This is a genomic window from Cognataquiflexum aquatile (assembly GCF_003316845.1).
GTDB classification, from domain to species: Bacteria; Bacteroidota; Bacteroidia; order Cytophagales; family Cyclobacteriaceae; genus Cognataquiflexum; species Cognataquiflexum aquatile.
The window spans coordinates 131,992-154,617 of sequence record NZ_QMIK01000008.1; the positions used below are offsets into that span (position 1 = coordinate 131,992).

At 42.0% G+C, this 22,626-nt stretch carries 20 protein-coding genes; 3 read left to right on the forward strand and 17 right to left on the reverse strand.

Annotation, left to right across the window (positions count from 1 at the left end):
- Window positions 1-2: 2 nt before the first annotated feature.
- From ruvA to DQW11_RS20135, 12 genes are all read right to left on the reverse strand, one after another.
- Entirely contained in the window at window positions 3-602 is a 600-nt protein-coding gene (ruvA, locus tag DQW11_RS20080) for a Holliday junction branch migration protein RuvA (protein WP_113925907.1), read from the reverse strand.
- Window positions 603-605: 3 nt separating this feature from the next.
- Window positions 606-2,870, reverse strand: a complete 2,265-nt coding sequence (locus tag DQW11_RS20085; protein WP_198669935.1) for an NADP-dependent malic enzyme — start codon at window positions 2,868-2,870, stop codon at window positions 606-608.
- A 22-nt stretch (window positions 2,871-2,892) separates the two neighbouring features.
- Window positions 2,893-3,996, reverse strand: coding sequence for a DUF4837 family protein (locus DQW11_RS20090; protein WP_113925908.1), 1,104 nt, complete (start codon window positions 3,994-3,996; stop codon window positions 2,893-2,895).
- Between the two features lie 69 nt (window positions 3,997-4,065).
- Window positions 4,066-5,493, reverse strand: coding sequence for a lytic transglycosylase domain-containing protein (locus tag DQW11_RS20095; RefSeq protein ID WP_113925909.1), 1,428 nt, complete (start codon window positions 5,491-5,493; stop codon window positions 4,066-4,068).
- A gap of 18 nt (window positions 5,494-5,511) precedes the next feature.
- Window positions 5,512-6,942, reverse strand: coding sequence for an Asp-tRNA(Asn)/Glu-tRNA(Gln) amidotransferase subunit GatA (gene gatA, locus DQW11_RS20100; RefSeq protein WP_113925910.1), 1,431 nt, complete (start codon window positions 6,940-6,942; stop codon window positions 5,512-5,514).
- 23 nt (window positions 6,943-6,965) lie between these two features.
- A complete protein-coding gene (tatA, locus tag DQW11_RS20105) occupies window positions 6,966-7,169 on the reverse strand; it encodes a twin-arginine translocase TatA/TatE family subunit (protein WP_113925911.1) in 204 nt (67 codons plus the stop codon).
- A 111-nt stretch (window positions 7,170-7,280) separates the two neighbouring features.
- Complete coding sequence (locus DQW11_RS20110) at window positions 7,281-8,525, reverse strand: murein hydrolase activator EnvC family protein (RefSeq protein ID WP_113925912.1); 1,245 nt, start codon at window positions 8,523-8,525, stop codon at window positions 7,281-7,283.
- Window positions 8,526-8,528: 3 nt separating this feature from the next.
- Window positions 8,529-9,266: a DUF4292 domain-containing protein gene (locus DQW11_RS20115; RefSeq protein WP_113925913.1), complete on the reverse strand. Its 738-nt coding sequence runs from the start codon at window positions 9,264-9,266 to the stop codon at window positions 8,529-8,531.
- Window positions 9,259-10,983, reverse strand: a complete 1,725-nt coding sequence (locus tag DQW11_RS20120; RefSeq protein WP_113925994.1) for a tetratricopeptide repeat protein — start codon at window positions 10,981-10,983, stop codon at window positions 9,259-9,261. Before DQW11_RS20120 ends, DQW11_RS20115 begins: the two co-directional genes overlap by 8 nt.
- A 206-nt stretch (window positions 10,984-11,189) precedes the next feature.
- Window positions 11,190-11,624 (reverse strand): dUTP diphosphatase, encoded by a 435-nt coding sequence (gene dut / locus DQW11_RS20125; protein WP_113925914.1) that lies wholly within the window; start codon window positions 11,622-11,624, stop codon window positions 11,190-11,192.
- A complete protein-coding gene (locus DQW11_RS20130) occupies window positions 11,621-13,144 on the reverse strand; it encodes a lipopolysaccharide biosynthesis protein (protein ID WP_113925915.1) in 1,524 nt (507 codons plus the stop codon). The genes dut and DQW11_RS20130 overlap by 4 nt, the downstream gene beginning before the upstream one ends.
- Before the next feature lie 21 nt (window positions 13,145-13,165).
- Window positions 13,166-13,951 (reverse strand): enoyl-CoA hydratase/isomerase family protein, encoded by a 786-nt coding sequence (locus DQW11_RS20135; protein ID WP_113925916.1) that lies wholly within the window; start codon window positions 13,949-13,951, stop codon window positions 13,166-13,168.
- Window positions 13,952-14,176: 225 nt separating this feature from the next.
- Between DQW11_RS20135 and DQW11_RS20140 the strand changes: the two genes are divergently transcribed.
- Window positions 14,177-15,631, forward strand: coding sequence for an NADP-dependent isocitrate dehydrogenase (locus DQW11_RS20140; RefSeq protein ID WP_113925917.1), 1,455 nt, complete (start codon window positions 14,177-14,179; stop codon window positions 15,629-15,631).
- Between the two features lie 457 nt (window positions 15,632-16,088).
- Here DQW11_RS20140 and typA read toward each other — a convergent pair whose 3' ends face one another.
- From typA to DQW11_RS20165, 5 genes are all read right to left on the reverse strand, one after another.
- Entirely contained in the window at window positions 16,089-17,894 is a 1,806-nt protein-coding gene (gene typA, locus DQW11_RS20150; protein ID WP_113925919.1) for a translational GTPase TypA, read from the reverse strand.
- A 201-nt stretch (window positions 17,895-18,095) separates the two neighbouring features.
- Complete coding sequence (locus DQW11_RS22310) at window positions 18,096-18,245, reverse strand: hypothetical protein (RefSeq protein ID WP_157966161.1); 150 nt, start codon at window positions 18,243-18,245, stop codon at window positions 18,096-18,098.
- Window positions 18,242-18,865 carry a hypothetical protein gene (locus DQW11_RS20155; RefSeq protein WP_157966162.1) on the reverse strand — a complete coding sequence of 208 codons (624 nt, stop codon included), beginning with the start codon at window positions 18,863-18,865 and terminating at the stop codon, window positions 18,242-18,244. Before DQW11_RS20155 ends, DQW11_RS22310 begins: the two co-directional genes overlap by 4 nt.
- Window positions 18,862-19,578, reverse strand: a complete 717-nt coding sequence (locus DQW11_RS20160) for a hypothetical protein (RefSeq protein ID WP_157966163.1) — start codon at window positions 19,576-19,578, stop codon at window positions 18,862-18,864. Before DQW11_RS20160 ends, DQW11_RS20155 begins: the two co-directional genes overlap by 4 nt.
- Window positions 19,579-19,720: 142 nt before the next feature.
- Window positions 19,721-20,065 (reverse strand): PadR family transcriptional regulator, encoded by a 345-nt coding sequence (locus tag DQW11_RS20165; RefSeq protein WP_113925922.1) that lies wholly within the window; start codon window positions 20,063-20,065, stop codon window positions 19,721-19,723.
- Between the two features lie 198 nt (window positions 20,066-20,263).
- Between DQW11_RS20165 and DQW11_RS20170 the strand changes: the two genes are divergently transcribed.
- Window positions 20,264-21,658 (forward strand): hypothetical protein, encoded by a 1,395-nt coding sequence (locus DQW11_RS20170; protein WP_113925923.1) that lies wholly within the window; start codon window positions 20,264-20,266, stop codon window positions 21,656-21,658.
- A 153-nt stretch (window positions 21,659-21,811) separates the two neighbouring features.
- The gene (locus DQW11_RS20175) at window positions 21,812-22,618 is read left to right on the forward strand and encodes a hypothetical protein (protein WP_113925924.1); all 807 of its coding nucleotides are present in this window, start codon (window positions 21,812-21,814) and stop codon (window positions 22,616-22,618) included.
- Window positions 22,619-22,626: the final 8 nt, after the last annotated feature.

Genomic DNA, 22,626 nt, shown 5'->3' on the forward strand with positions numbered 1-22,626 from the left:
GATTACGGGTTTTTTAAAGATGCTTTAATTAATTCTTCCAAAGAAATTTCCGGACCGGTTTTTTTCAAAACTGTCGCAATGTTTTTTTCTGCAACAGCCTTGGTAAACCCTAATGTCAGCAAGGCTTGTAACGCCTCTTCTTTTGTTTTATTGTTGGTTTTTGAAAAGGAGCTTGTCGGAATGATAGCATCCCCAACCGATTCTTTTTTGATCTTATCCTTCAATTCCAGGATTATTCTCTGGGCTGTTTTTGTCCCGACACCTTTGACATTTTGGATGGTACGCGCATCCTCATTTACAATGGCACTTTCGAGTTCTTCTGAGGTCAAAGATGATAAAATCATCAGGGCGGTATTGGGCCCGACGCCCGAAATCGAAATTAGGTTAAGGAACAGTTTTTTCTCAGAATCATGGCTAAATCCATACAGCGTATGGCCATCTTCTTTGATGCTTAAATAAGTGAGGAGCATAATTTGCTCCTCATCTTTGATTTTTGAATAGGTCTGAAGTGAAATCCTGACCTGATATCCAACACCGGAAATATCGACTATGACAAATGTAGGGTCTTTGTAGGTCAGCTTCCCTTTTAGATATGCAATCATGCTTTAATCCTTTGTTTGGGCATCTACCACAGCGATAGCTACCATGTTGATAATATCCCTGATAGAACTTCCAAGCTGTAATATATGAACAGGTTTGTTCATACCCAACAGGACCGGTCCGATTGCCTCTGCATTTCCAAGTTCCGAAAGCAGTTTGTAGGCAATATTGCCTGAACTCAGGTCAGGGAAGATCAGCGTGTTTACTTTGTGTCCGATCAATGAACTGAAAGGATAGGTTTCTTTTTGGATTTCTTCATTCACGGCAACGTTGGCCTGCATTTCTCCTTCAATGACAAGTTCCGGATACCTTGCTTTGGCCATAGCTGTCGCAATGGAAGTTTTGGAGGCCACGTCACCTTTTGCCGATCCGAAATTGGAATAGGATAGCATTGCTACTTTTGGCTCTATGTTGAAAAACCTGACGCCGCTTGCTGTCAATCCCACTATTTCTACCAATTGCTCGGCGGTGGGGTTTACATTGACCGTGGTATCAGAAAAGAAGAATGGCCCTTTGGAGGTATTCATGATGTACATTCCCGCTACCCTGTTGACATCCGGTTTGACTCCGATTACCTGCAGTGCAGGGAGGATGGTTTTTGGGTAATCTTTGGTCAGACCAGAAATCAATGCATCGGCTTCACCTACCTCGACCATCATGGCACCGTAATAATTTCGGTCTTTCATCAGACGGATACATTCTGCCGGAGTCAGACCTTTTCTTTTTCTTTTTTCGTAAAGGATATTTCCAAAAAGCTTGAGTTTTTCTTCGTCCATATAAGGATCGATGATGGTCACGCCTGTCAGATCCAAATTATGTTCCTCAATGAGGGAGTCGATTTTCTCTTTATTTCCCAGTAAAATAGGAATAGCGACGCGCTCGTCTCTCAACAGCTGTGATGCTTTGAGGATTTTGACATTGTCAGCCTCTGCAAAAACGACGCGCTTTGGGTTTTTCTTCGCCCTTGTTACCACTCTGAGCATGAGTCTTTGGTCAATTCCTATTCTTTCTTGAAGCTCAAGGTTATAGGCTTCCCAATCCGTGATCAGTGTTTTTGCAACACCTGAATCCATGGCTGCTTTTGCGACCGCAGGGGCGATGGTAGTAATCAACCTTGGATCTAATGGTTTTGGTATCAGATAGGTTTTTCCAAATGTGATTTTATTGTCACCATATGCGCGGTTCACGATATCAGGAACAGGTTCTTTGGCCAAAGCTGCAATCGCCTTTGAGGCTGCAAGTTTCATTTCCTCATTGATCGAGGTGGCCCTGACATCGAGCGCACCACGGAAAATATATGGAAAGCCAAGTACGTTATTCACCTGATTTGGATAATCTGACCTTCCGGTTGCCATGATAATATCATCTCGAGTGGCCATTGCCAGGTCGTAAGCAATCTCAGGATCTGGATTGGCCAAAGCAAAAACTATGGGATGTTCTGCCATGAGCAGGATTTGCTCTGGATGTACAGAATTGGCCGAAGATAAACCTAGAAATACATCTGCTCCGGTCATTGCTTCCGTCAGTGTGTGCAAATCCTTAGATGTAGCAAATTCAATTTTGGTCGCATCCAAATCAGGTCTGTCCTTTCTGATTACTCCTTTTCTATCACACATGACAATATTCTCGGGTTTTACACCAAGATTCATGTAAAATCTGGTACAGGCAATGGCTGAAGCACCTGCTCCATTCACTACCAATTGGATTTCTCCGATTTTCTTGTCCACTACTTCCAAGGCATTCAACAAAGCTGCACCGGATATGATGGCTGTACCGTGTTGGTCATCATGCATGACCGGGATATTCATTTCCCTTTTGAGTGTCTGTTCGATCACAAAGCACTCCGGGGCTTTGATGTCTTCGAGGTTGACGCCGCCGAAAGTAGGCTCAAGGGATTTGATGATGTGGATTAATTTTTCAGGATCAGTTTCCGCGATTTCGATATCAAAAACATCAATTCCTGCAAATTTTTTGAAAAGGACACCTTTTCCCTCCATCACAGGTTTGGATGCTTCAGGTCCTATATTTCCCAATCCAAGTACGGCTGTACCGTTGGAAATGACAGCGACCAAGTTACCTTTTGCAGTATATTTATAAACACTTTCTTTGTTGTCGGCTATTTCCAGACAGGGTTCTGCCACTCCCGGAGAATAGGCAAGTGCCAGATCCAACTGGCTTGAAAGCGGCTTGGTGGGTACTACTTCGATTTTTCCGGGTTTCCCCTGAGAATGGTAATTTAAAGCGTCTTGTTTTCTGATTTTAATAGCCATAAAGGTTTATTGTTATAATGTATCAGCTCGCCTGTTCTTTTTCTGCAAGTAGGTCAGTGGCCAATAATATTGTTTCTATTTCTCGGATTGATTCGCGGTGGGCTTCATTTGGATAATAGACAAATCCTTCCATATAGTAAAGCTTGCCTCTCTTGGAATCCACTATCACATAGGCCAAAAATGACCCGCCCATGCTGAGGTTATTGGTTTTCCATCCTCCCCTGATTTCAATGCTGTAATTATCATTGATCAAGAAATTCTTGAAAATCGGAGAAGGGTCTACTTTTTCAATTACAAGATGGGAGTTTGGGTTATTGGGATCCCCAAAGATGTGCGTTTTGGTAATTTTATCTCTTAGGGCGATAAGAGAGTCGGGGAAAACCTGAAGTTCTGAAGTATAATCCGTTGAATAGAAAAACAGGCTGATATCCGGTCTTTGGGTGGTAGGAGTGGGTTGTCTGAGCCACAGAAAGTTATCTTCTGATTTCACTACCTGATAAGATGCCGGTACATTGATATTCAAACCAAGTTTTTCTGCAAAAACCGTTGCTTCAGAGCTTTTTCTTGCCATTAAAAGCTTTTCTAATCTTTCTCTTTCCCTAACCTGGAAAAGATTTTGAAGTTTTCCTTTGTTTTTTTTCAGGTTGGAGATAAGCTCTTCCTCATTGTTTCCAAATAGGTAAATCACTTCCTGACCTTGGGCAAATTCATCCTCATTTCTTAACAAATAAAGATTCGGATCATTGGCGGCCTTGTCTTTTGCTTCTTTGCTAAAAACCGAATTGATGTTTTGGCTGGCAATTCTTTTGTCATCAAAGGTGGTTACGTAAATTATATTTGTAGAGGATTTAAATATCCGGGACATGGCACTTGGGTCGATTTTTCGGATATCAAACATGCTTTCTCCTCTAATAAGACCTGGCACGTCTGATTGAAAAACCTCTTTGAGGGCATCGCCCACTTCACCGTTCCATTTGACGGAATCAATAACCAAAACGATTTCCCCGATTGCACCTCTTGCCTTTGGTTTGGTGGAGGACGAGCCTTCGCCTTCCTCACAGCTCCAAAATACCATAGAGGCAATGATTAAAAGCACTGATAGTGCTGTTTTTTTATAATTTTCCATAATAGTTTTAATTATAAGTACAATTTAGGAATAAGAATACCCAGAAAAAAATTTTACTAATCAAATAGGTTAACCGATTTTTAATTTTTGTCCTGGTTTGATTTGATTAGAATTGAGGTTGTTGAGTTTTTTGATCTGATCGATGGTTATTCCGTTGAATTTCTTTGAAATGATCCAAAGGGAATCTCCCGGCTGGACTGTATAAAACTGCGGTGCTTGTGCGGGTGAGGCGGCAGCTGAAGCAAGGTTGGAGTCAAAGGAACTTTCTTTTTTGTAGATGGTTAATTTTTGGCCCGTCTTGATCGTATTTGACCTGAGGTTGTTCCAATTTTTGAGGTTAGTGACAGTTGTACCATGCTTTTGGGCAATTGACCCGAGTACATCACCTGACTTCACCACATAGGTGATTTTGTTTTGGTTTGCCGGGACTTTGTTTGTTGTGGCTGCCACAGCAGGCTTGGGTGTATTCGTGGTGGTGATTGCATTTGCCCTGAGTGCTACAGATTTTTCTGAAGTCAATTTGACTGCATCAGCAAACTGTTCTTTGTTTTCAGTAATGTAAGCTACTTTCGATTTCGGTACATTGACAGCCATGGATTGGTTTGAAGCAGGAATAATCCTGTTTTGAATGGCCGGATTAAGGTGTTCCAAGTCATCAATACAAATACCGGAAAGGGCTGCAAGTTGCTCCAAATCCAATTCTTGGTTGAATCTGATCTTCTCGTAGGCAATAGGGTAGGTGGGTTGTTCCAAGATCAGGTTGTGGTCCTCAGCATACCTCATGACATACATCATGGCTTGAAACTGAGGTACGTAACTTCTGGTTTCTTTTGGCAGGAAATCATAAACTCCCCAAAAAGTCTTCTTACCTCCTGATTTTCTGATGGCTTTCCTGACATTGCCGGGGCCACAATTGTAAGCTGCCAAGGCCAATTCCCAATCACCAAACATACGGTAAAGGGATTTGAGGTATTTGGCTGCAGCGTCTGAGGACAATTCCGGATCCATTCTCAAGTCTACGTCTTTGTTGTAATCCAATCCGTACATCTTTCCGGTGGCGGGCATAAACTGCCATAATCCCAAAGCTCCAACCCGGGATTTTGCTGAAGGATTGAGACCTGATTCTATGATTGACAGGTATTTGATGTCCTCAGGCATATCATGGTCCAAAAGCGCTTCCTCAAACATTGGGAAATAGATGTCCTTTCTTTGGATGACCATTTTGGTATATTCCCTGTTTCTGACTACAAAGTAGTTGATAAAAGCAAAAACCCTCTCATTCAGTTCAAAGGGCATGTCTGTCTCCATTGCGCTAATTTTTTTCGCAACCTCATTGTAAGTGAAATCCGGAATATGTTCAAAATGGTAAATGGGAACAATTGTTTTTTCCTCAATTGTAGCATTATTGAGACTGTAAAGTTCCTGACTGAATGCAACCGGGTAAAGAAGAAGAAAAAGTAGAAAAGTGGGGATTAAGGAGATAGATAGATTTTTCATTGGGCGGGTAATTTTGAGTTAATTACTATTAAGTTCCATCAGATAATTGCCAAAAGCGTATAATTCAGCCTCTTTGAATGAATTTGCCATGATCTGGATCCCGATAGGTAAGCCCTTGCTGTCTGTACCATTTGGAAGGGATAGTGCCGGAACTCCTGAGACAGAAGCCTGAACAGTGAATAGATCTTCCAAGTACATGGCAACAGGGTCATTCCTATGTTCTCCAAACTTAAACGCCGTCGAAGGCGTTGTTGGCATAATAATATAATCAAATTTATTTAAAACCTCTTCAGTATATTCTTTTATTAATCTCCTGACCTTCTGAGCTTTGGTAAAATAGGCATCATAATAGCTTGCGCTGAGGACAAAAGTCCCTAACATTATTCTCCTTTTTACCTCATCCCCAAATCCTTCTGATCTGGTCAGCTTGTACATACTTTCCAGATTATGGGCATTTGGACTTCTGTGGCCATATTTTACCCCGTCAAATCTGGATAAGTTTGAGCTTGCCTCGGCAGTGGTCAGAATATAGTAAGTCGGAAGGGTATATTTAAGCAGTGGAAAATGGACTTCTTCTACTTGGTGTCCTTCTTCCTTTAATTTTTTTAAAACTGCCAGGGTATTTGCTTTGATCTCGGGCTGTAAGGCTTCTGATTCGATTGTTTCTGTGATGAAGGCAATTTTTGCCCTTTTTCCAAAATGTAACAGTTCCGAATAGTGGGGAACAGGTTTCTTGGAAGCGGTGCTGTCAAAATTGTCAGTCCCTGCCATGATTTCCATGACGAGTGCATTGTCCCGCACATTGCGTGACAGAACACCGATCGTATCAAAAGAAGAGGCATAGGCTATCAGGCCCCAACGGGAAACTCTGGAATAGGTAGGTTTGATACCGACAAGTCCGGTAAAAGCTGCCGGCTGTCTGACGGAACCTCCTGTGTCAGTTCCCAAAGAAACGGTACATAGGTTAGCCTGCACGGCTACAGCAGAACCACCGGATGAACCGCCGGGAACCCGTGTTTCATCTGCTGCATTCAGGACTTTCCCGTGGGCTGAATTTTCGTTCGAACTGCCCATTCCGAATTCATCGCAGTTGAGTCTGCCGATAATGATGGCATCTTCGTCGATCAATCGCTGGACAGCTGTTGCGGTAAATTGAGATTTAAATCCTTTGAGGATTTTGCTCGAGGCGTTGGATTCGTGGTCTTTGTAGACCAAGACGTCTTTGATGCCAACCACCATGCCGGCAAGTCTACCGGCTTTTCCTGAAGCGATTTTCTCATCCACTTTGGCAGCCTGTGCCAATGCGGAATCCTTATAAACTTCAACGAAGGCGTTGAGGTGCGCCTTCGTTTGGATATTTTGTAGATAATAATTTACAATCGCTTTACAATCGGTTTCCCTATTTTCAAGCGACTTGGTAATGTCGTCAAATGAAAGGAATTTTTCCAAGGTGTTTTACTCTTTGAATCTGATTATTCTTTTTTCTTTTTTTCTTTTAGACCTTCTTCAAGATCGTCCTGAATCTCCTTGGTGGCATCTTTGAACTCTCTGATTCCTCTTCCTAGTCCGCGTGCCAATTCAGGGATTCTTTTAGCTCCAAATAGCAGAAGTATAACGACTATTATCAAAATAATAGAACCTCCGCCCATGTTTTGCAAGAAACCCAATGTAGTCATAATGGTATTGTTTTAGATTTATATGGTACAAAGATATAAGAGTGCCATTCTTACACAAAGGAAAGATGCTCCCATATACCGCTTTTTTTATAAATATACGATTTAATTGTTTTATCGACCCGCTAGCCAAGATGATGGGTCCATGGGCTGAAGACCTTTCCATGTTTCGAAGTGGACTTCTGCTATCCCTTCCTTGTTTGTGTACACCTGTCCAAGTACTTGTTTGGCTTTTACTTTGTCACCGGATTTGACCGATACCACTTTCAGCTTGCTGTACATGGTGTAGTATTCGCCATGTTTTACCACGATCGTACCGCCATATCCCGGAAGGGTAAATATTTTGGTGACTTCTCCATCAAACACTGCCCTGACGTTGGAATTTGGTGTGGTCTGAATGTCTACTCCGTCATTGTCTTCTGTGATTCCCTTCAATGTCGGGTGTGGATGAGTTCCGTATCTTTTGGTAACAAATCCGGTTTCCACAGGCCATGGCAGTTTGCCTCGGTTGCCTGCAAAGGAACTTGACAATGCCGCTGCCTCCGGTGTCAACGGAATACTGCTGCCGGAAGATTTGGTTGCTGTGCTGTTTTTCTTTTTTGCATCGGCTTCTGCAAGCCTTATTTCCTCTTCAATGATCCTTTTGATCATGCTGTTGAGGTTTTCCTGTTGTTTTTTTGCGGCCGCGATTTTTTTCCTCAAATCCTGTTCCTGCTTGGAAAGGTTGTTGACTATTCCCTGCTGTTGTCTTTTTTCCTTATCCAGCTTCTGCTTTTGTTCCTGTTCTTTGGTCAATACTACCTGCTTTTCCTTTTTCTTGTCTTCCAAAAGGTTTTTTTGGTAAGCAAGCTCGGTGGTTTTTTCGGTGATCAGAGCCACCTGCTTTTTCCGGGCGTCCGAATATTGTTTGAGGTATTTCAACCTCATATAGAATTGCTTGAAAGTAGTGGAGCTAAATATAAAAGCAGTCATCGTCAGGCCCGAATTCAATTTGGAGGAAGTATAGACCATGCCTGCATACTCTTCCTTGAGGTTTTTGAGATCTGACTCCAAAGAACTGATCGAGCTTTCCGTTTCTTTGATTTCTCTATTGATGAGCGTGACTTCGTTGCTGAGGGTCCTGATGAAGGTGATTCTGGTCTGCAGTTTTTTATTGACAGCATTGAGTTGGCCCACAGATGTTTTTTTTGTCTCTGAAGTTTTCTTCAATATCTGGTCAAACTCGGAAAGGCGCTTTTGGATATCTGCTTTTTCCTTTTCCAATTGTTCCCGTGTTTTTTTGGTTTGGGCAATGGCTTCCCCATTGGGAAATCCGAGTGCTACACACAAAAACAGGATAATTGCAATCTTAATTTTCATCGATTAAAAATGAAATGGAAAGGAAACGGGCTCAGTCAAGTAATCAATACGGCTAAACTCCAGATGGATGATGGCGTTTTGAACGCCTTCAGGTGAGTTGAACGAGAGTTTCAACAACATCTTGTTTGGAAAGGGCTGACCATTGACTTCCTCAAAGGTAGGATAACTTGCCATAAATGACCCCTTATCGTCCAAAGTGTTGCTGGTAAGCTCCACCACTTTGCCATGGGAGGTGCTGACCCGCGAATGGTACCTGACACCATCCCTGATCTGGGTCAGTTCGAAGTATTTTCCGGCCCGCAGCAACCTGTCTCTATAACTGAACTCCTGCGGGACATTGGCAAAAAGGAGATTTTGCATGAGTGGCAGGTCTAATTTCAGTCCGTACCTATCAAGCATTTCCACAAAACTGATATTGATGTCTTCTCCGTTGATACGGTCCTTGATCCGCATTTTTTCTTCGGTCACCATTCCCCGGATCGCTTCCACACCCAATCCCGGCGTGATGCTAAACCATACCACACTGTCTTTTTTTGCTCTCAGGCTGATGGTTCCCTTGGTCACTTTGCCATTTGATTCTTCCAACACAATTCTTCCTTTGGCACTGATATACTCAAATTCAAAAATGGTAGGGCGAAACTCCTCCATGATTTCATCTGAAGTGTAGAGAATGGGTTTTTTTGCACATCCGGCAAGAAAAATTGCCGCAATAATCAAAAAAGTGATTGACCCCTTAATCATAATATTTTTTGTCCTTGATTTTTTTCAACAGAAATTCCGAAGTTTCTTCCCCTCCCTCTGCTTTTTTCCAATAAGCAATCGCCTCGTTGCTGTTTCCCAAATGGAAAAGAATGTCGCCATAATGTTCCAACATCACTCCGCTTGGAGTTTCTTCGTATTTCAAAGCCAGTTCCATATAAGTTTTGGCCCCTTCATAATCTTTCAATTGAAACAAAACCCATGCATGGGTGTCAAGGTAAGTGGCGTTTTTTGGAAACTTTTTCACTAACTGCTCTGACATTTTTTTTGCTTTTTCCAGGTCTTTTTTAGCAAGGGAAAGATAGTAAGCATAATTGTTCAGGACATGCTCATCATCTGGTCTTACTTTCAAAACAGCTTCATAAGCTTCAAAGGCTTTTTCGGTTTTTCCGGTCAAATGATAAGCATCTCCCAACTGTCCATTGATCAAAAGATCCAATTGGGGGTTTTTGCCATTGTTGATTTCAAGCGCTTTATTCAAAGAAGTTTCTGCTTCCTCTCCTTTTTTGACGGCAAGCTTGGCAGTTCCGTCAAAAAACCAGAATTCAGCTTTGTCTGGAAATTCCCCCACAGCCGTGGAAGTCAGCTCCTCGATTTCGCTAAACTCTTTCCCCATTTCAAACATGGTCGTGATGACGCCCTGCAAAACCTGGGCGTTTGCGGGATTGATGCTGAGAGACTGTTTGTACAGTTCCAAAGCCCCTTCTCTGTCCCCTTCAAACAATTTTTTGTCTCCCAAGATGGTCAGGATGTCTGCATCATTGGGGTGATTGGCAAGCATACTTGCTGAGAGATTTTCGATAAGATCATCTCTTCTGGCCGATTTTGGCTCCTGAAGGATGCCGGCAAATGCCTGGGCTTTAACCTGCCCTTCCAAATCAGGATTCGCAAAGGCAGATTTTATCAGTTCTTCGGCTTTGTCTATTTCGCCTTTGTCTTTGTAAAGTGCATAGGCAGCCATCTGCAGGTCAGGCTGATTGGGATAGGCAGCTAGTGATTTTTCTACATGTTGAATGGCCTCATCGGTTTTTCCGTTGTTAAAGAGAATTTCGACAAGGTTGATAACGTACAGAGAATTGCCCGGTTGGGAATCAATCAGTTTTTCCCCTTCCTTGATGGCGCTGTTGAGGTCATTTTTCCTGAGAAAGATTTTTTGTTTTTGAAGCGTGATTTGCGGAGCCATGCCGTAGTATTCTTCCGCGGCAGTCAATGCTTCCAATGCTTTGTCAAATTCATTTCCTGCCAAATACAGGGATGCAAGGTCAAGGATGTAATTTTGGTTTTCTTCGGTATTTGCCATCAGCTTCTCCAAAATCGCAGCGGCCTTTTTGGGTTGGTTCTGCTTGGAATAAACCTCTGCCATGACCAGGTTGTAATACTTGTTGTCCGGGTCCAATTCAACGGCCTTCATCCCAAATTCCAAAGCCTTGTCCACTTGGTTGGCACGTAGCAGGATTTCAGCAATTTTAAAATTGATGGCAGGTTGGTCGGGACTTAGTTCTCTTGCTTTCTGAAAATAAAAATAGGCTCTGTCAAAGTCTTCCTGCATCAAATACCGCTGTCCGTCGATAAAAAGTCTGGAGGCCTGCGCTTCGTTTAATTGTTTTTTTCTTTCCTTTTTTGAAAGTTTTTCTTGGGAAAATGCGCCAAAGCTGATCAGCAGCAACAGCGAAACACTCAATATTTTTTTGAACTGTATAGTCACAGGGAGGGTTTTATTTCGATTTTGATTTTATTGATTTTGACGCGGATGCGAAGAAGTGATGTGGAATATTTGCAGTATTTTTTCATTTGCTCTACACGATCACCTACTTAACGCAAACATAGTACCTTTTTGTTCTTTTTGGTTGGGTTCAAATTTTGCGGCTGTTGATTTGGCTATCCAACCCACCATTTGGAAATCCCTTAAGCTTTGCCTGTGCTGCCGTAACCACCTGCGCCACGTTCGGTTTCCGACAGGTTGTCTACCGAATCCCATTGAATCTGTTCATGCTTGGCGATGACCATCTGTGCAATCCGCTCCCCATCCTGCACCACGAAAGTTTCATTCGAAAGGTTTACCAACAAAACCTTGACCTCACCTCGGTAATCTGCATCGACTGTACCGGGAGTATTGAGGACTGAAAGCCCATATTTGAAAGCCAATCCACTTCGCGGCCTGATCTGGGCTTCAAATCCGGCAGGCAACTCAATAAAGAGCCCTGTACCAATCAGCTTTCTCTCCAAAGGCCCCAATGAAACCGGTTCGTCGAGGTTTGCCCTGAGGTCAAGGCCTGCAGCCAAAGGAGTCTGATATTCCGGTAATGGGTGTTTGGATTGGTTGATTACCTTGATTTTCATGGTTTTCTTTTTTTCAATTGATTGGAGAACTTTCGGAGTTCCTCTTTTTCAAGCCACAAAACTACGAGAACAAAAACAATCACAAGGCTATTTCTTGTAATAAATTGAAGGACAGCCTGCTCTATTTCCAAGAAAAATCCCAGATAGCTCAATCCAAAAGCAAATACGAGGTAAAAGGAATCTTTTCCTGTTTGGTAAGGAATCGGGAAATATTTCTGCCCAAAAAAGTAACAAACAACTGCCATAATCAAGTAACTCAACAAGGTGCTCAACGCGGCCCCCATATAACCGAGAATCGGAACAAAAACAAAAATCACAATGACTGTCACCAGCGCCCCGATAGCGGTGATGTAAAAACTGAATTTGGTCTGATCGGTCAACTTAAACCAAATACTGAGATTGAAATAAATCCCCAAGAAAAGATATCCCAACAATAAAACCGGGACGATATATAACGCTTCGCTGTAGCCTTCCCCACGGAGAAAAAAACTGCCAAGCAGGTCCAGATTGACAGAAACCATCACCATCAAAAGCGAACAGAAAATCACAAAAGCATGCATCACCCTTGCAAAAAGAGCAGGACTATTTTTGTCTTTAGATTGGTTAAAAAAGAAGGGTTCGGCTGCGTGTTTGAAAGCCTGGATGATCAGGTTCATGAAAATGGCCAACTTGAAATTTGCCCCAAATATTCCCCCAGCTTCCCTTTGTGAAAGGCCTTCATAGAAATTCTCCGGCAATACATATTCAAACAATCCCCTTGAAAAAACCTCATTGGTCACCCCCGCCAGTCCCATTAAAAGTAAGGGAACTGCATAATGCCACATGGGTTGCAGGATTTTTTTGTCCATCCCAAAAACGAACTTTCCAGAAAGCCTGAATAAAACCGGAATCACCAGGGCATTAGCCAAAAGGTTTGAGAGTAAGATGTATTCTACGCCCCAGTCAGAATTGTAAATGGTATTGACAAAAGGCTGCAGGGAAGGCAGCAGTTCTCCATTCCACACATGAAAACAGAATACGATGAAGAAAATATTGAATCCCACATTCAGTAAAATATTGCCAAGCTTGGTCAGGGCAAATTGAAGCGCTTTGTTTTCTTTTCGCAACTTCGCATAAGGCAAAGCCAAGATGGCATCTATGGCCAAAATCCAAGCCATCCAACGGAAGAGGTATTCCTGCCCTTCGTATCCCAGCCAACTTGCCAAAGCCGGCGCCGAGAAATAGATGATTGCTCCCATTGAAATGGAAGTTGTAATCAGGAGAGATTGGATTTGTGCGAATACTTTTTGTGCGTCGAGTCCCTTTCCAGTGGCGTATCGGAAATAGGTCGTTTCCATTCCATAAGTAAAAATGATATTCAGAAAGGCTATGTAGGCATAAATTGCTGTAAATGACCCTATAGCCTCCTTATTTAAGTAGGTGATATAAATCGGAAGAAGTAAAAAATTGATGGTCTTGGCTAGGATGCTGCTGATGCCATAGATGGCGGTTTGTCCTGCAAGTTTTTTCAGTTGGCTCATTGTAAAAAAGAAAAAGGGGAATTAAGCCCCTTTGAAAACCGGTTTTCTTTTTTCGAGGAAAGCGGAAGTGCCTTCCTTATAGTCACCTGACTTGACACATCTGGCAAAGCTGTTGGCTTCTGTTTGGTAGCCGTCCTCATCAGGTACAAAGACCGAATTGACGCAGTCCACAATCATGCCGATGGCAAGTGGCGCTTTACTCATTATTTTTTTGATGATTTCTTCGGCTTTCGCCATGGCATCTTCCTTGGTTGGAAGGACATGATTGACCAGGCCAAGGGCTTTGGCTTCGTCTGCACCGATCATGTCTCCGGTCATCATGAGTTCATTGGCTTTTCCCCTTCCGATCAGGTAGGTCAGTCTTTGAGTCCCGCCATATCCGGGGATGATTCCAAGATTGACTTCCGGCTGTCCAAATTTGGCAGAGGCTACAGCCACGCGCATGTGACAGGCCATAGCCAATTCGCATCCGCCACCCAAAGCAAAACCGTTGACGACGGCGATGACAGGCTTGTGGCAATTCTCTATCATGCTGAATATTTCCTGACCGTTCTCCGCAAATTTCCTTGCATTCAGTTCGTTCAGATCCGCAATCTCACTGATATCTGCTCCGGCGATAAATGCTTTTTCGCCTGAACCTGTGATGATGACGGCTTTGATGTCTTTGTTGTCGGAAACTTCCGTGAAGATTTCCCTGATTTCAGTCAAAGTAGCAAAGTTGAGTGCATTCAGTTTGGTTTCCCTGTTGATGGTCAAATACAGAATGCCAAGTTTTTCTTCAGAGAGAATATTCTTGCTGTCAGGCATGATTAAAGGTAGATGTGGATATCAAATATACAAGCATGGTATTCATTCCCCAAGCTTTGGCCGGAAAATACCTTGAGTACCGGTGATTGGTCGAGGAATTATTACTTGGGCACGGTAGCTGTTTATGGTTGGTATTATGGTAATTTATGGAAAGTCAACCGAGCCTTTCGGCTTATTTTCCTATTTTTGCAGGGTAATTCAAAACTAAACTAATTCTTTTTATATATGTCAGCAAAAACAAAGATCACCGTAGCTTACGGAGATGGAATAGGTCCGGAGATCATGAAAGCTACGCTCGAAATCCTCGAAGCAGCAGGCGCGCAGTTGGAATATGAGGTGATTGAAATCGGTGAACAGGTTTACCTGAAGGGAATCAGTTCAGGAATGGAGCCCGGCGCTTTTGACTCTTTGAGAAAGACAAAAGTATTTTTGAAATCTCCGATCACTACCCCACAGGGTGGAGGATTCAAAAGTCTGAATGTGACTACCCGAAAATCCTTTGGATTATTTGCCAATGTCAGGCCTTGCAAAGCATTTTCTCCTTTTGTGAAAACCTATTTCCCAAAAACTGACCTTGTCATCATCCGTGAAAATGAGGAAGACCTATATGCGGGAATTGAACACAGACAGACCCAAGAGGTGTACCAATGTTTGAAATTGATTTCAAAACCGGGTTCTGAAAAAATCATCCGCTATGCCTTTGAATATGCCAGGAAATATGGACGCAAGAAAGTGACCTGCATGACCAAAGACAATATCATGAAGTTGGCAGACGGCTTGTTTCACAAGACTTTTTTGGAAGTAGCCAAGGAATATCCTGAGATTCAGACTGATCACAAAATCATCGATATCGGGACAGCATTGATTGCAGAAAGACCGGAGATTTTCGATGTGATTGTGACATTGAACCTTTATGGAGATATCATTTCGGATGTCGCCGCGCAGGTCACAGGTTCGGTGGGATTGGGCGGTTCGGCCAATGTGGGAGAAGAAGTTGCCATGTTTGAGGCGATCCACGGTTCGGCGCCTGACATCGCAGGTATGGATATCGCCAACCCGTCAGGTTTGCTCAATGGCGCGATCATGATGCTTGTCCATATCGGACAACCGGACATTGCTGAGAAAATCTCCAACGCTTGGATGAAGACGCTTGAAGATGGTATCCATACCGGAGATATCTACCAACCGACACTTTCCTCCAAAAAAGTCGGCACAAACGAATTTGCAAAAGCAATCATCGAAAGATTGGGGCAAATGCCTTCAAGCCTTATTCCTGCGGTTTTCGATAAATCCGCCACTGCTCCGATGCAAATAAAGTTGAGTCCTGTCACCAAATCGAAGAAAGAACTGATTGGTGTGGATGTTTTTGTGGATTGGGACACGGAAGGAAGAAACCCGGATGTCATCGGGGAGAAGTTAAGAAAAGCAAACGCTGACGGACTCGTTCTCCAATTGATAACCAACAGGGGGATCAAAGTATATCCGGGAGGAATGCGGGAAACATTCTGCACCGACCATTGGAGATGCAGGTTCCAGACTGCGGGTCAGTCGGTAATCACCCACAAGCAGGTTTTGGATTTGCTTTCCCAAATCGAGGCCTTGGGGTTTGACTTTATCAAGACAGAGCATTTGTATGCTTTTGATGGAGTCAGGGCTTATAGTCTGGCGCAGGGAGAGTAAGGGAGAAGCGAGAAGCGAGAAACGAGAAGCGAGAAAAAAGAGCCGAGAAGCGAGACACAAGAAGCGAGAATCTGAAACAGCTTTGCCTTGTCACCTTGATGTAGGTAGGTCTTGCGGATTAATAATCAAAAAAACCGGGCAGAGATGTTCCGGTTTTTTTTGTTGTTTAGTACACAACAAAAGTATGGTTTACTAAACAACACTTTGCGATTTTTCCAAAACCCATCATTTCACAAGTTTGAAATCCCATAAAAAAATCCCCTAAGCTTTCGCTCAGGGGATTTTCATTTATTTTCAAGTTTTAAGTACCTTTTACTTTTCACATCGTATTTCCCAACTCAATAGGGATATTCTTCACTTCGCAATTAGCTTTTCCTTAATGAGAGGATTTACTTAAGCTCGTTCAGAATGACGGAAGCTTCGTACTTCCAACTTCCAACTTCGTACTTCCTACTTCTTAAGAATCTTTCTTCGCCATTCTTCCTCTTTCATTCTCATCCAGATAGATTTTTCTCATACGGATGGATTTTGGAGTGATTTCAAGGTATTCATCCTTTTGGATATATTCCATGGCCTCCTCTAGGGAGAATTTTTTGGCAGGAACGATCCTCACGTTGTCATCAGAACCGGATGCACGCATGTTGGTCAGTTTCTTACCTTTCTGCACATTGACCACGATGTCATTGTCACGGGAATGCTCTCCGATAACCTGACCCATGTAAAGTTCGTCTCCTGGATCTACAAAGAAATTTCCCCTGTCCTGCAATTTATCAATCGCGTAAGCCGTACACTGTCCACCTTCCATAGAGATCAACGAACCGTTGATACGTCCTGGGATCGGGCCTTTGAATGGCTCATAGGCAGAAAAGTTATGGTTCATGATGGCTTCACCCTGAGTTGCGGTCAGCATGTTGTTTCTCAATCCGATCAATCCTCTTGAAGGAATTTTGAATTCAAGATGCTGCAAATCACCCTTAGGTTCCATAATCAGGAGCTCACCTTTTCTTTGCGTAGCAAGTTCAATTACTTTTCCTGAAGTTGTTTCCGGAACATCTACTACCAATGTTTCGATTGGTTCGCATTTGACTCCGTCTATTTCTTTGAAGATAACTTGTGGCTGACCAACCTGAAGTTCATAGCCTTCTCTCCTCATGGTTTCGATCAGGATGGACAAGTGGAGGATACCACGGCCATAGACCAAAAATTTATCTTCACTGTCTGTATTTTCCACGCGAAGTGCGAGGTTTTTCTCAGTTTCTTTGAACAACCTGTCTCTTAAGTGGCGTGAAGTTACAAACTTGCCTTCTTTGCCAAAAAACGGAGAGTTGTTGATCGTGAAGAGCATGTTCATGGTAGGCTCGTCGATAGAGATCCTTACCAATGCTTCAGGCTTTTCGAGATCTGCCAAAGTATCTCCGATTTCGAAATCTTCGATGCCAGTGACTGCGCAGATATCTCCTGCAAGTACTTCTGTTACCCTAACCCTTCCAAGTCCTTCAAATACCTGCAATTCTTTTACTTTCACTTTTTTGATGACACCGTCTGCTTTGCAAAGGGATAATTGAGCGCCTTCCTTGATGGAGCCTCTTTTTACCCTGCCAATAGCAATACGTCCCACAAAACTGGAATAATCCAGAGAAGTGATCTGCATCTGTAATGTTCCTTCGTCGATTTTCGGCGCAGGGATATGTTCGATGATGGCATCCAATAGAGGAAGGATAGAGTCAGTTGGGTTTTTCCAATCAGGACCCATCCAGTTTTGTTTTGCCGAACCGTATAGCGTCTGGAATTCCAGTTGCTCTTCGGTAGCGTCCAAGTTGAACATCAGGTCAAATACAGCCTCATGCACTTCGTCAGGACGGCAGTTTTCTTTGTCTACTTTGTTGACTACGACGATCGGAGTCAGTCCAAGTGCCAATGCTTTGCCCAATACAAATCGGGTTTGCGGCATCGGTCCTTCAAAAGCATCGACCAAAAGGATTACCCCGTCGGCCATTTTCAGTACCCTTTCTACTTCACCACCGAAGTCGGCGTGACCCGGGGTGTCAATGATGTTGATCTTGTGGTCTTTGTACCTTACGGAAACGTTTTTGGAAAGGATGGTGATTCCTCTTTCCCTTTCCAGGTCATTGCTGTCCAGGATCAGGTCGTCAAACTGTTGGTTTTCACGGAAGATTTTGGAAACGTGTATGATCTTGTCCACCAGGGTGGTTTTGCCGTGGTCAACGTGTGCGATAATCGCGATATTCCGAATATTAAGCATTGTAAAATTGAATTAGGGTGCAAAGGTAGGAAGAATATTTGGTTTACTCTTGATGCACTTCAAAAAGGAAATGAAAAGATAAAGTTGGAAAGTTTGGAAGGTTAAAAAAGTTGGAAGGTTGTTCAATTAGAATTGGAAGATTGGAAAATTTGAAGATTGAAAAATTAGGAAGGGTTGGAAGGTTAAAAAGGTTGAAATGTTTTAAGGTTGTGGAGATTGAATGATTGAAAAATGGTTGACAAAGGTCCATGCCACATGGTCCAGGATTTCATACTTGACATCGATTTCAGAATATCCTTTTTTGGAAATCAGGGTTTTGAGTTGCTCGATTTGGGGTTTGCTGAGTTTCATTGTTTGGCAAGTTTCAATTTTTCATAAGTATGGTTTACCAACCTGATCCCGATGATCAATTGCCCGGCTAAGATCCCCATAAAAGCCGGCATGAAAATTTGCTTTGGAATAGCAGAGAATTCAAGTAACAAGTCAAAAGAAAATGACATGCATACGTACAGAAAAAACATGCTGTTGATGACGGACATAAACTCACTGCAATTGCGCATGGGCTTTGTAAAAAGTCTATAAAAAAAAGGTGCCGTATTTACAGTGATCATGACAATCAGGAATGTAGAATACGTGTGACCTGCTTCTATGGAACCAATATGGATCAGGAAATAGGTCACGCAAAATGCAAGCAAGGCCAAACCAAAATTTTCCGGATTAAGCCAACCGGCAAATAATTTTTTGAATGCGGAAGAATGATGACTGATCAAAACCTGTCTTTGGAACCTGTCTAGATTCAACTTTGCGAGCTGTTGATCCAAAGCCAACTCGAAGGAAATCTCACCTTCTTCCATTTCCTGCTCGACGGCTGATGCCAAGTGGTCCACCAATTCCGATCGAATGTCTTGGTAATAAATCCCCGTTTGGATGGATTGGTTTATCTTTTCGATTTGGGGTTTGGAGAGTTTCATATCAGAGATGTTTTGGATTTTATTTTCCATACTTCGAAAAGGGAAATCCCATAAAACATAAGACCTATTGTAAGAACCAAACTGATCTGTGGAAGGAACGCAAAAGGAATTTCATGAATGTTCAAGAATATCTTTGACATTTGAAGCAATCCATTGAGAATGAGAACCGGCAAAGTAATCCGTAAGACCAAGGCTTCGGATAAATAGGATTTGATGATGTCTTTCTGTTCTGCGAAAACGCTTTTTGCGATCCGTGTTCTTTTTCGCCAATTGAATAGCACAAAAATGGAGAAAACCGCCAATAAAATTATCGGGACATACATCATCAAAAAGTATTGATCTTCAGACCTGAGGTTCATTGAGACAGTGAACAATATCAACAAAAGTCCAAGGCTGTATATCAGTTTTGAAAAGCAGAAGTAGTTTTTTATGATTAGCCATTGGCTTTTAGAAATGTCTTTTCTGAGGTTTTTCTGAAGATTTGCCTGCAAGGAATGGCAATATCCATAAGTGAATTTTTCCTCGAGTTCTGCCAATTGATCATCAAAATCAACTTCCTTAAATTCCTGCAGGTGGCTGACATAATGGTCATAGACTTCCATGAGGATTTCAGCCGAAGAGATTTCTTTTCGGACGATGGCGCTTTTGATGGATTGCAATTCTATGGCAGTCAGGTTTCGCATTTCTCTTCGGACAACCTTTGAGGTCTTCAAGACCTCGAAGGTTTATTTAATCATGGATAATTTTTTATTGCCTTGGAAAGGCTGAATTTTTACTGTAACCTTCGAGGTTCCAAAAACCTCAAAGGTTACATTTTCAATCAATCAACCTTCGAGATTCCAAAAACCTCAAAGGTTATGTCAATCCCGGATTCCAGGTGGGATTAAGGATTCTTTGGAGGTTTTCGACAAATCCTTGCAACTCGGCCATTTTGTTGTCCACTTCCTTTTGACCGTCTTTGGTCAGGCTATAGTATTTCCTGACCCGGTTATCGACCTGCTCGATTTCGGTGGTCAACAATCCATCAGCTTCCAACTTGTGAAGGGCAGGGTAGAGGGCGCCTTCTGTGATTTTGATTTCCCCGGCGGTCAATTCCTTGACTTTTTGGGTAATCTCATAGCCATACATCCGGTCATTTTCCTCGAGCAGTTTGAGGATTATGGTTTGTAGACTTCCTTTGATCAGGTTATTGTTTGACATGTGAGTATCGTAATCAGGATAGAAAGCGAATATAAAAGAAAATTATATACATAAGAAAATTATGCATACAATTCTTTGAGTTCCATGACTAGGGGAGTTTAACATTGATTAACTAACTTTTTAACAAAATTTTGAATTTGACTTAGAGAGGGTTAGTTGAAACCAACTACCTTTGGATTAATAAAAAATTCACTTGATATGAGAAAAATTTACTTTTACCTACCTATCCTGCTTGTGTCCTTCATCTTCCAAAATTCTTACGGACAGGGAAAACTCAACTTGGAACTTTATGGCGGACCGCAAAAGTCTCATAATGCTATTTCTGTCAGTCCGCAGTCCCCGGAGTATAGCGTTTCTACTCCATTCGATTACCATCTTGGAGCTAATTTCCTTTACAGAATCAAAGGTCCATGGCAATTGTCGTTACAGGCTGAGTATATTAGAAATTCTCAAACGATAGTTTTTTATCCTAATTTTCCTGACACCAATCCGATGGTCAATTGGAGGTTCTCAGATTTTTTCGGGAATTATAGTATAGGTACAAGGTACACATGGGAAAAAGAAAAATATGCACTTTTTGTTCAACCCTCTATCGGGGTCACAGTCAATAATTATTATGATTTTCCCCAGCAAGGTTCCGGTATTGTCTTTGGTTCAGAAGAAACAGCTTTTGCAGCAAACTTCAGGCTTGAAACCGGAATAAAATTATATACCAAGAGGATGAATTATTTTATATTTGGTCTTAAACATCACCAAGGATTAAGTGAATTGAATTCGCTTGACAGAGAATTTCCTTCTTCAAATTACAAAACGGAAATAGGTAGGAAAGGATCCTATACAGGGCTTTTCGTAGGTTACGGGATCAATTTTGGCAATAAAAGCAGCAGGGAACAATTCCGGTCAAACCGTCCTGACCGAAAAGATGAAAAAAGAGATCTAGCCTGGAAAAGTGGTCCGTATGTGATGGTTTCAGGATTTCTCCGCTTTAGGCCAAAGTCTGAAAGAGAGCCCAATCTTGAGTTTTCACATATTTCGGGAGGAAGTATTTTTGCGGCAGGCTACAGATTCAATGCTTTGAGCGTGGAAACTGGGTATGCACTATTTAATACCCGTACTAATGTATCTGTTGCAGGAACAAATGTTAACATGAATCTCAACAAAAGCTTTGTGGTAAATACTGTTCCTTTGACTCTCAAATATGACTTTCAGGTTGGTGATAAAAATAAGCTTCGATTTGGGCCCACTTTCACTGCATTCTACACTTTAGGTACCTATGGAGAAGGATTCCTAGTTGGAGGTATCGGTGGGTCAGGACCTGATGGGGAATACTACCTTAATCTAAGAACAAATCCTTCTGATCCAAAAGGCGCAATATTTTTCAATGCGGGCATATTTGCCGAAGTCCCTATCTTCAATTCAAGTTTATTGAATTTCAAAGTTTCGCAGAATTTTGGCAGTCCAAAAGTAGGCCTGATGGATGTGACAGGAGAAGTGAATGGTCAGCCTGTGAACTTTGAGAGTTCAGGCACGCTGAATGGTTTTAAGCTGGAATTGGGGTATAAGTTTCCGTTGAATGTGTTGTTTAAGAAATAAATAACCGCATACAAAATCCCCTTGAATGGTTACGGCGCCAAATTAAAAGCAAGAATTAAGATTCAAATAATGATGTTTTTAATTTTGAAGGACTAAAATAATCCAACATATTGTCAGTTATTATAGCATGTTTTAATTTTTAACTGCCTGTTAATGAAATTAAGAATTGGTATTATTGGATTGATCTTTTTAAGTTTTGTTTTGGATGGTTTTTCGCAGCGGTATTATGAGGAAGAACTGCTATCGACTAGAATGGAGAGAAAAGAATTGCGGCAAAAAGCCAGTGTGTCAGATGGTGCCTATGTGCTTTTTCAGGGTGGACTTCGAAAACATGAGAATTCCGAAGGCAATGATATTTTCACCGGTGGTAATGGAGAATTCAATGGTGTAGTTGGTGTAAATTATGGTTATCGGTTAAACAATGCTTCTTTTGAAACAGGTCTGGGTTTTATATGGCATGACCATAGAGGCAGCTATTTTCTCGAAGAGGCGGGTGAAAATTTCAGAACTTTTGGGAATTACAATTCCATATTCCTTCCACTTGTTTTAAAGTATGATGTACCAACAGGTCCATCCAAAAAATTTAGATTTGGGGCCATGGGTTCTCTCAATATTCTTCTTTATCAAACAAGAACCTGGGACCAACTGGGAAAAGACATCCAATATTTCGATTATTTTAACGATCGGGATAATTATGTGGAGTATAAGTATTATTGGGACAGGCCTAAGATATCCGGGTTTTTTAAAGCAGGGTTGTATGCGGAGTTTCAGGTATTCAAGTCTTCTTTTCTTAATCTCCAGTTTTCCAAGGCAATAACTTTAAGTCCGTTAAGGACAATCACCTATGAATGGGAATATCAGGGGCAAAAGGGAGGCTTTACAGATGAGCTAAAAATAGATGGTTATATAGTAGAAATTGCCTACAAATTGCCATTGAATCTTTTTTCAGCAACCAAATAATTTTAGAT

Bases quoted from the DNA above. Each gene is read 5' to 3' on its own strand.
- DQW11_RS20155 (WP_157966162.1), bottom strand. From the start codon at position 18,865: ATGAAACTCTCCAAACCCCAAATCGAAAAGATAAACCAATCCATCCAA.
- tatA (WP_113925911.1), bottom strand. From the start codon at position 7,169: ATGACTACATTGGGTTTCTTGCAAAACATGGGCGGAGGTTCTATTATT.
- DQW11_RS20115 (WP_113925913.1), bottom strand. From the start codon at position 9,266: ATGATTAAGGGGTCAATCACTTTTTTGATTATTGCGGCAATTTTTCTT.
- DQW11_RS20095 (WP_113925909.1), bottom strand. From the start codon at position 5,493: ATGAAAAATCTATCTATCTCCTTAATCCCCACTTTTCTACTTTTTCTT.
- DQW11_RS20135 (WP_113925916.1), bottom strand. From the start codon at position 13,951: ATGCCTGACAGCAAGAATATTCTCTCTGAAGAAAAACTTGGCATTCTG.
- DQW11_RS20130 (WP_113925915.1), bottom strand. From the start codon at position 13,144: ATGAGCCAACTGAAAAAACTTGCAGGACAAACCGCCATCTATGGCATC.
- DQW11_RS20085 (WP_198669935.1), bottom strand. From the start codon at position 2,870: ATGGCTATTAAAATCAGAAAACAAGACGCTTTAAATTACCATTCTCAG.
- DQW11_RS20170 (WP_113925923.1), top strand. From the start codon at position 20,264: ATGAGAAAAATTTACTTTTACCTACCTATCCTGCTTGTGTCCTTCATC.
- DQW11_RS20140 (WP_113925917.1), top strand. From the start codon at position 14,177: ATGTCAGCAAAAACAAAGATCACCGTAGCTTACGGAGATGGAATAGGT.
- DQW11_RS20175 (WP_113925924.1), top strand. From the start codon at position 21,812: ATGAAATTAAGAATTGGTATTATTGGATTGATCTTTTTAAGTTTTGTT.
- typA (WP_113925919.1), bottom strand. From the start codon at position 17,894: ATGCTTAATATTCGGAATATCGCGATTATCGCACACGTTGACCACGGC.
- DQW11_RS22310 (WP_157966161.1), bottom strand. From the start codon at position 18,245: ATGAAACTCAGCAAACCCCAAATCGAGCAACTCAAAACCCTGATTTCC.
- dut (WP_113925914.1), bottom strand. From the start codon at position 11,624: ATGAAAATCAAGGTAATCAACCAATCCAAACACCCATTACCGGAATAT.
- DQW11_RS20110 (WP_113925912.1), bottom strand. From the start codon at position 8,525: ATGAAAATTAAGATTGCAATTATCCTGTTTTTGTGTGTAGCACTCGGA.
- DQW11_RS20090 (WP_113925908.1), bottom strand. From the start codon at position 3,996: ATGGAAAATTATAAAAAAACAGCACTATCAGTGCTTTTAATCATTGCC.
- DQW11_RS20165 (WP_113925922.1), bottom strand. From the start codon at position 20,065: ATGTCAAACAATAACCTGATCAAAGGAAGTCTACAAACCATAATCCTC.
- ruvA (WP_113925907.1), bottom strand. From the start codon at position 602: ATGATTGCATATCTAAAAGGGAAGCTGACCTACAAAGACCCTACATTT.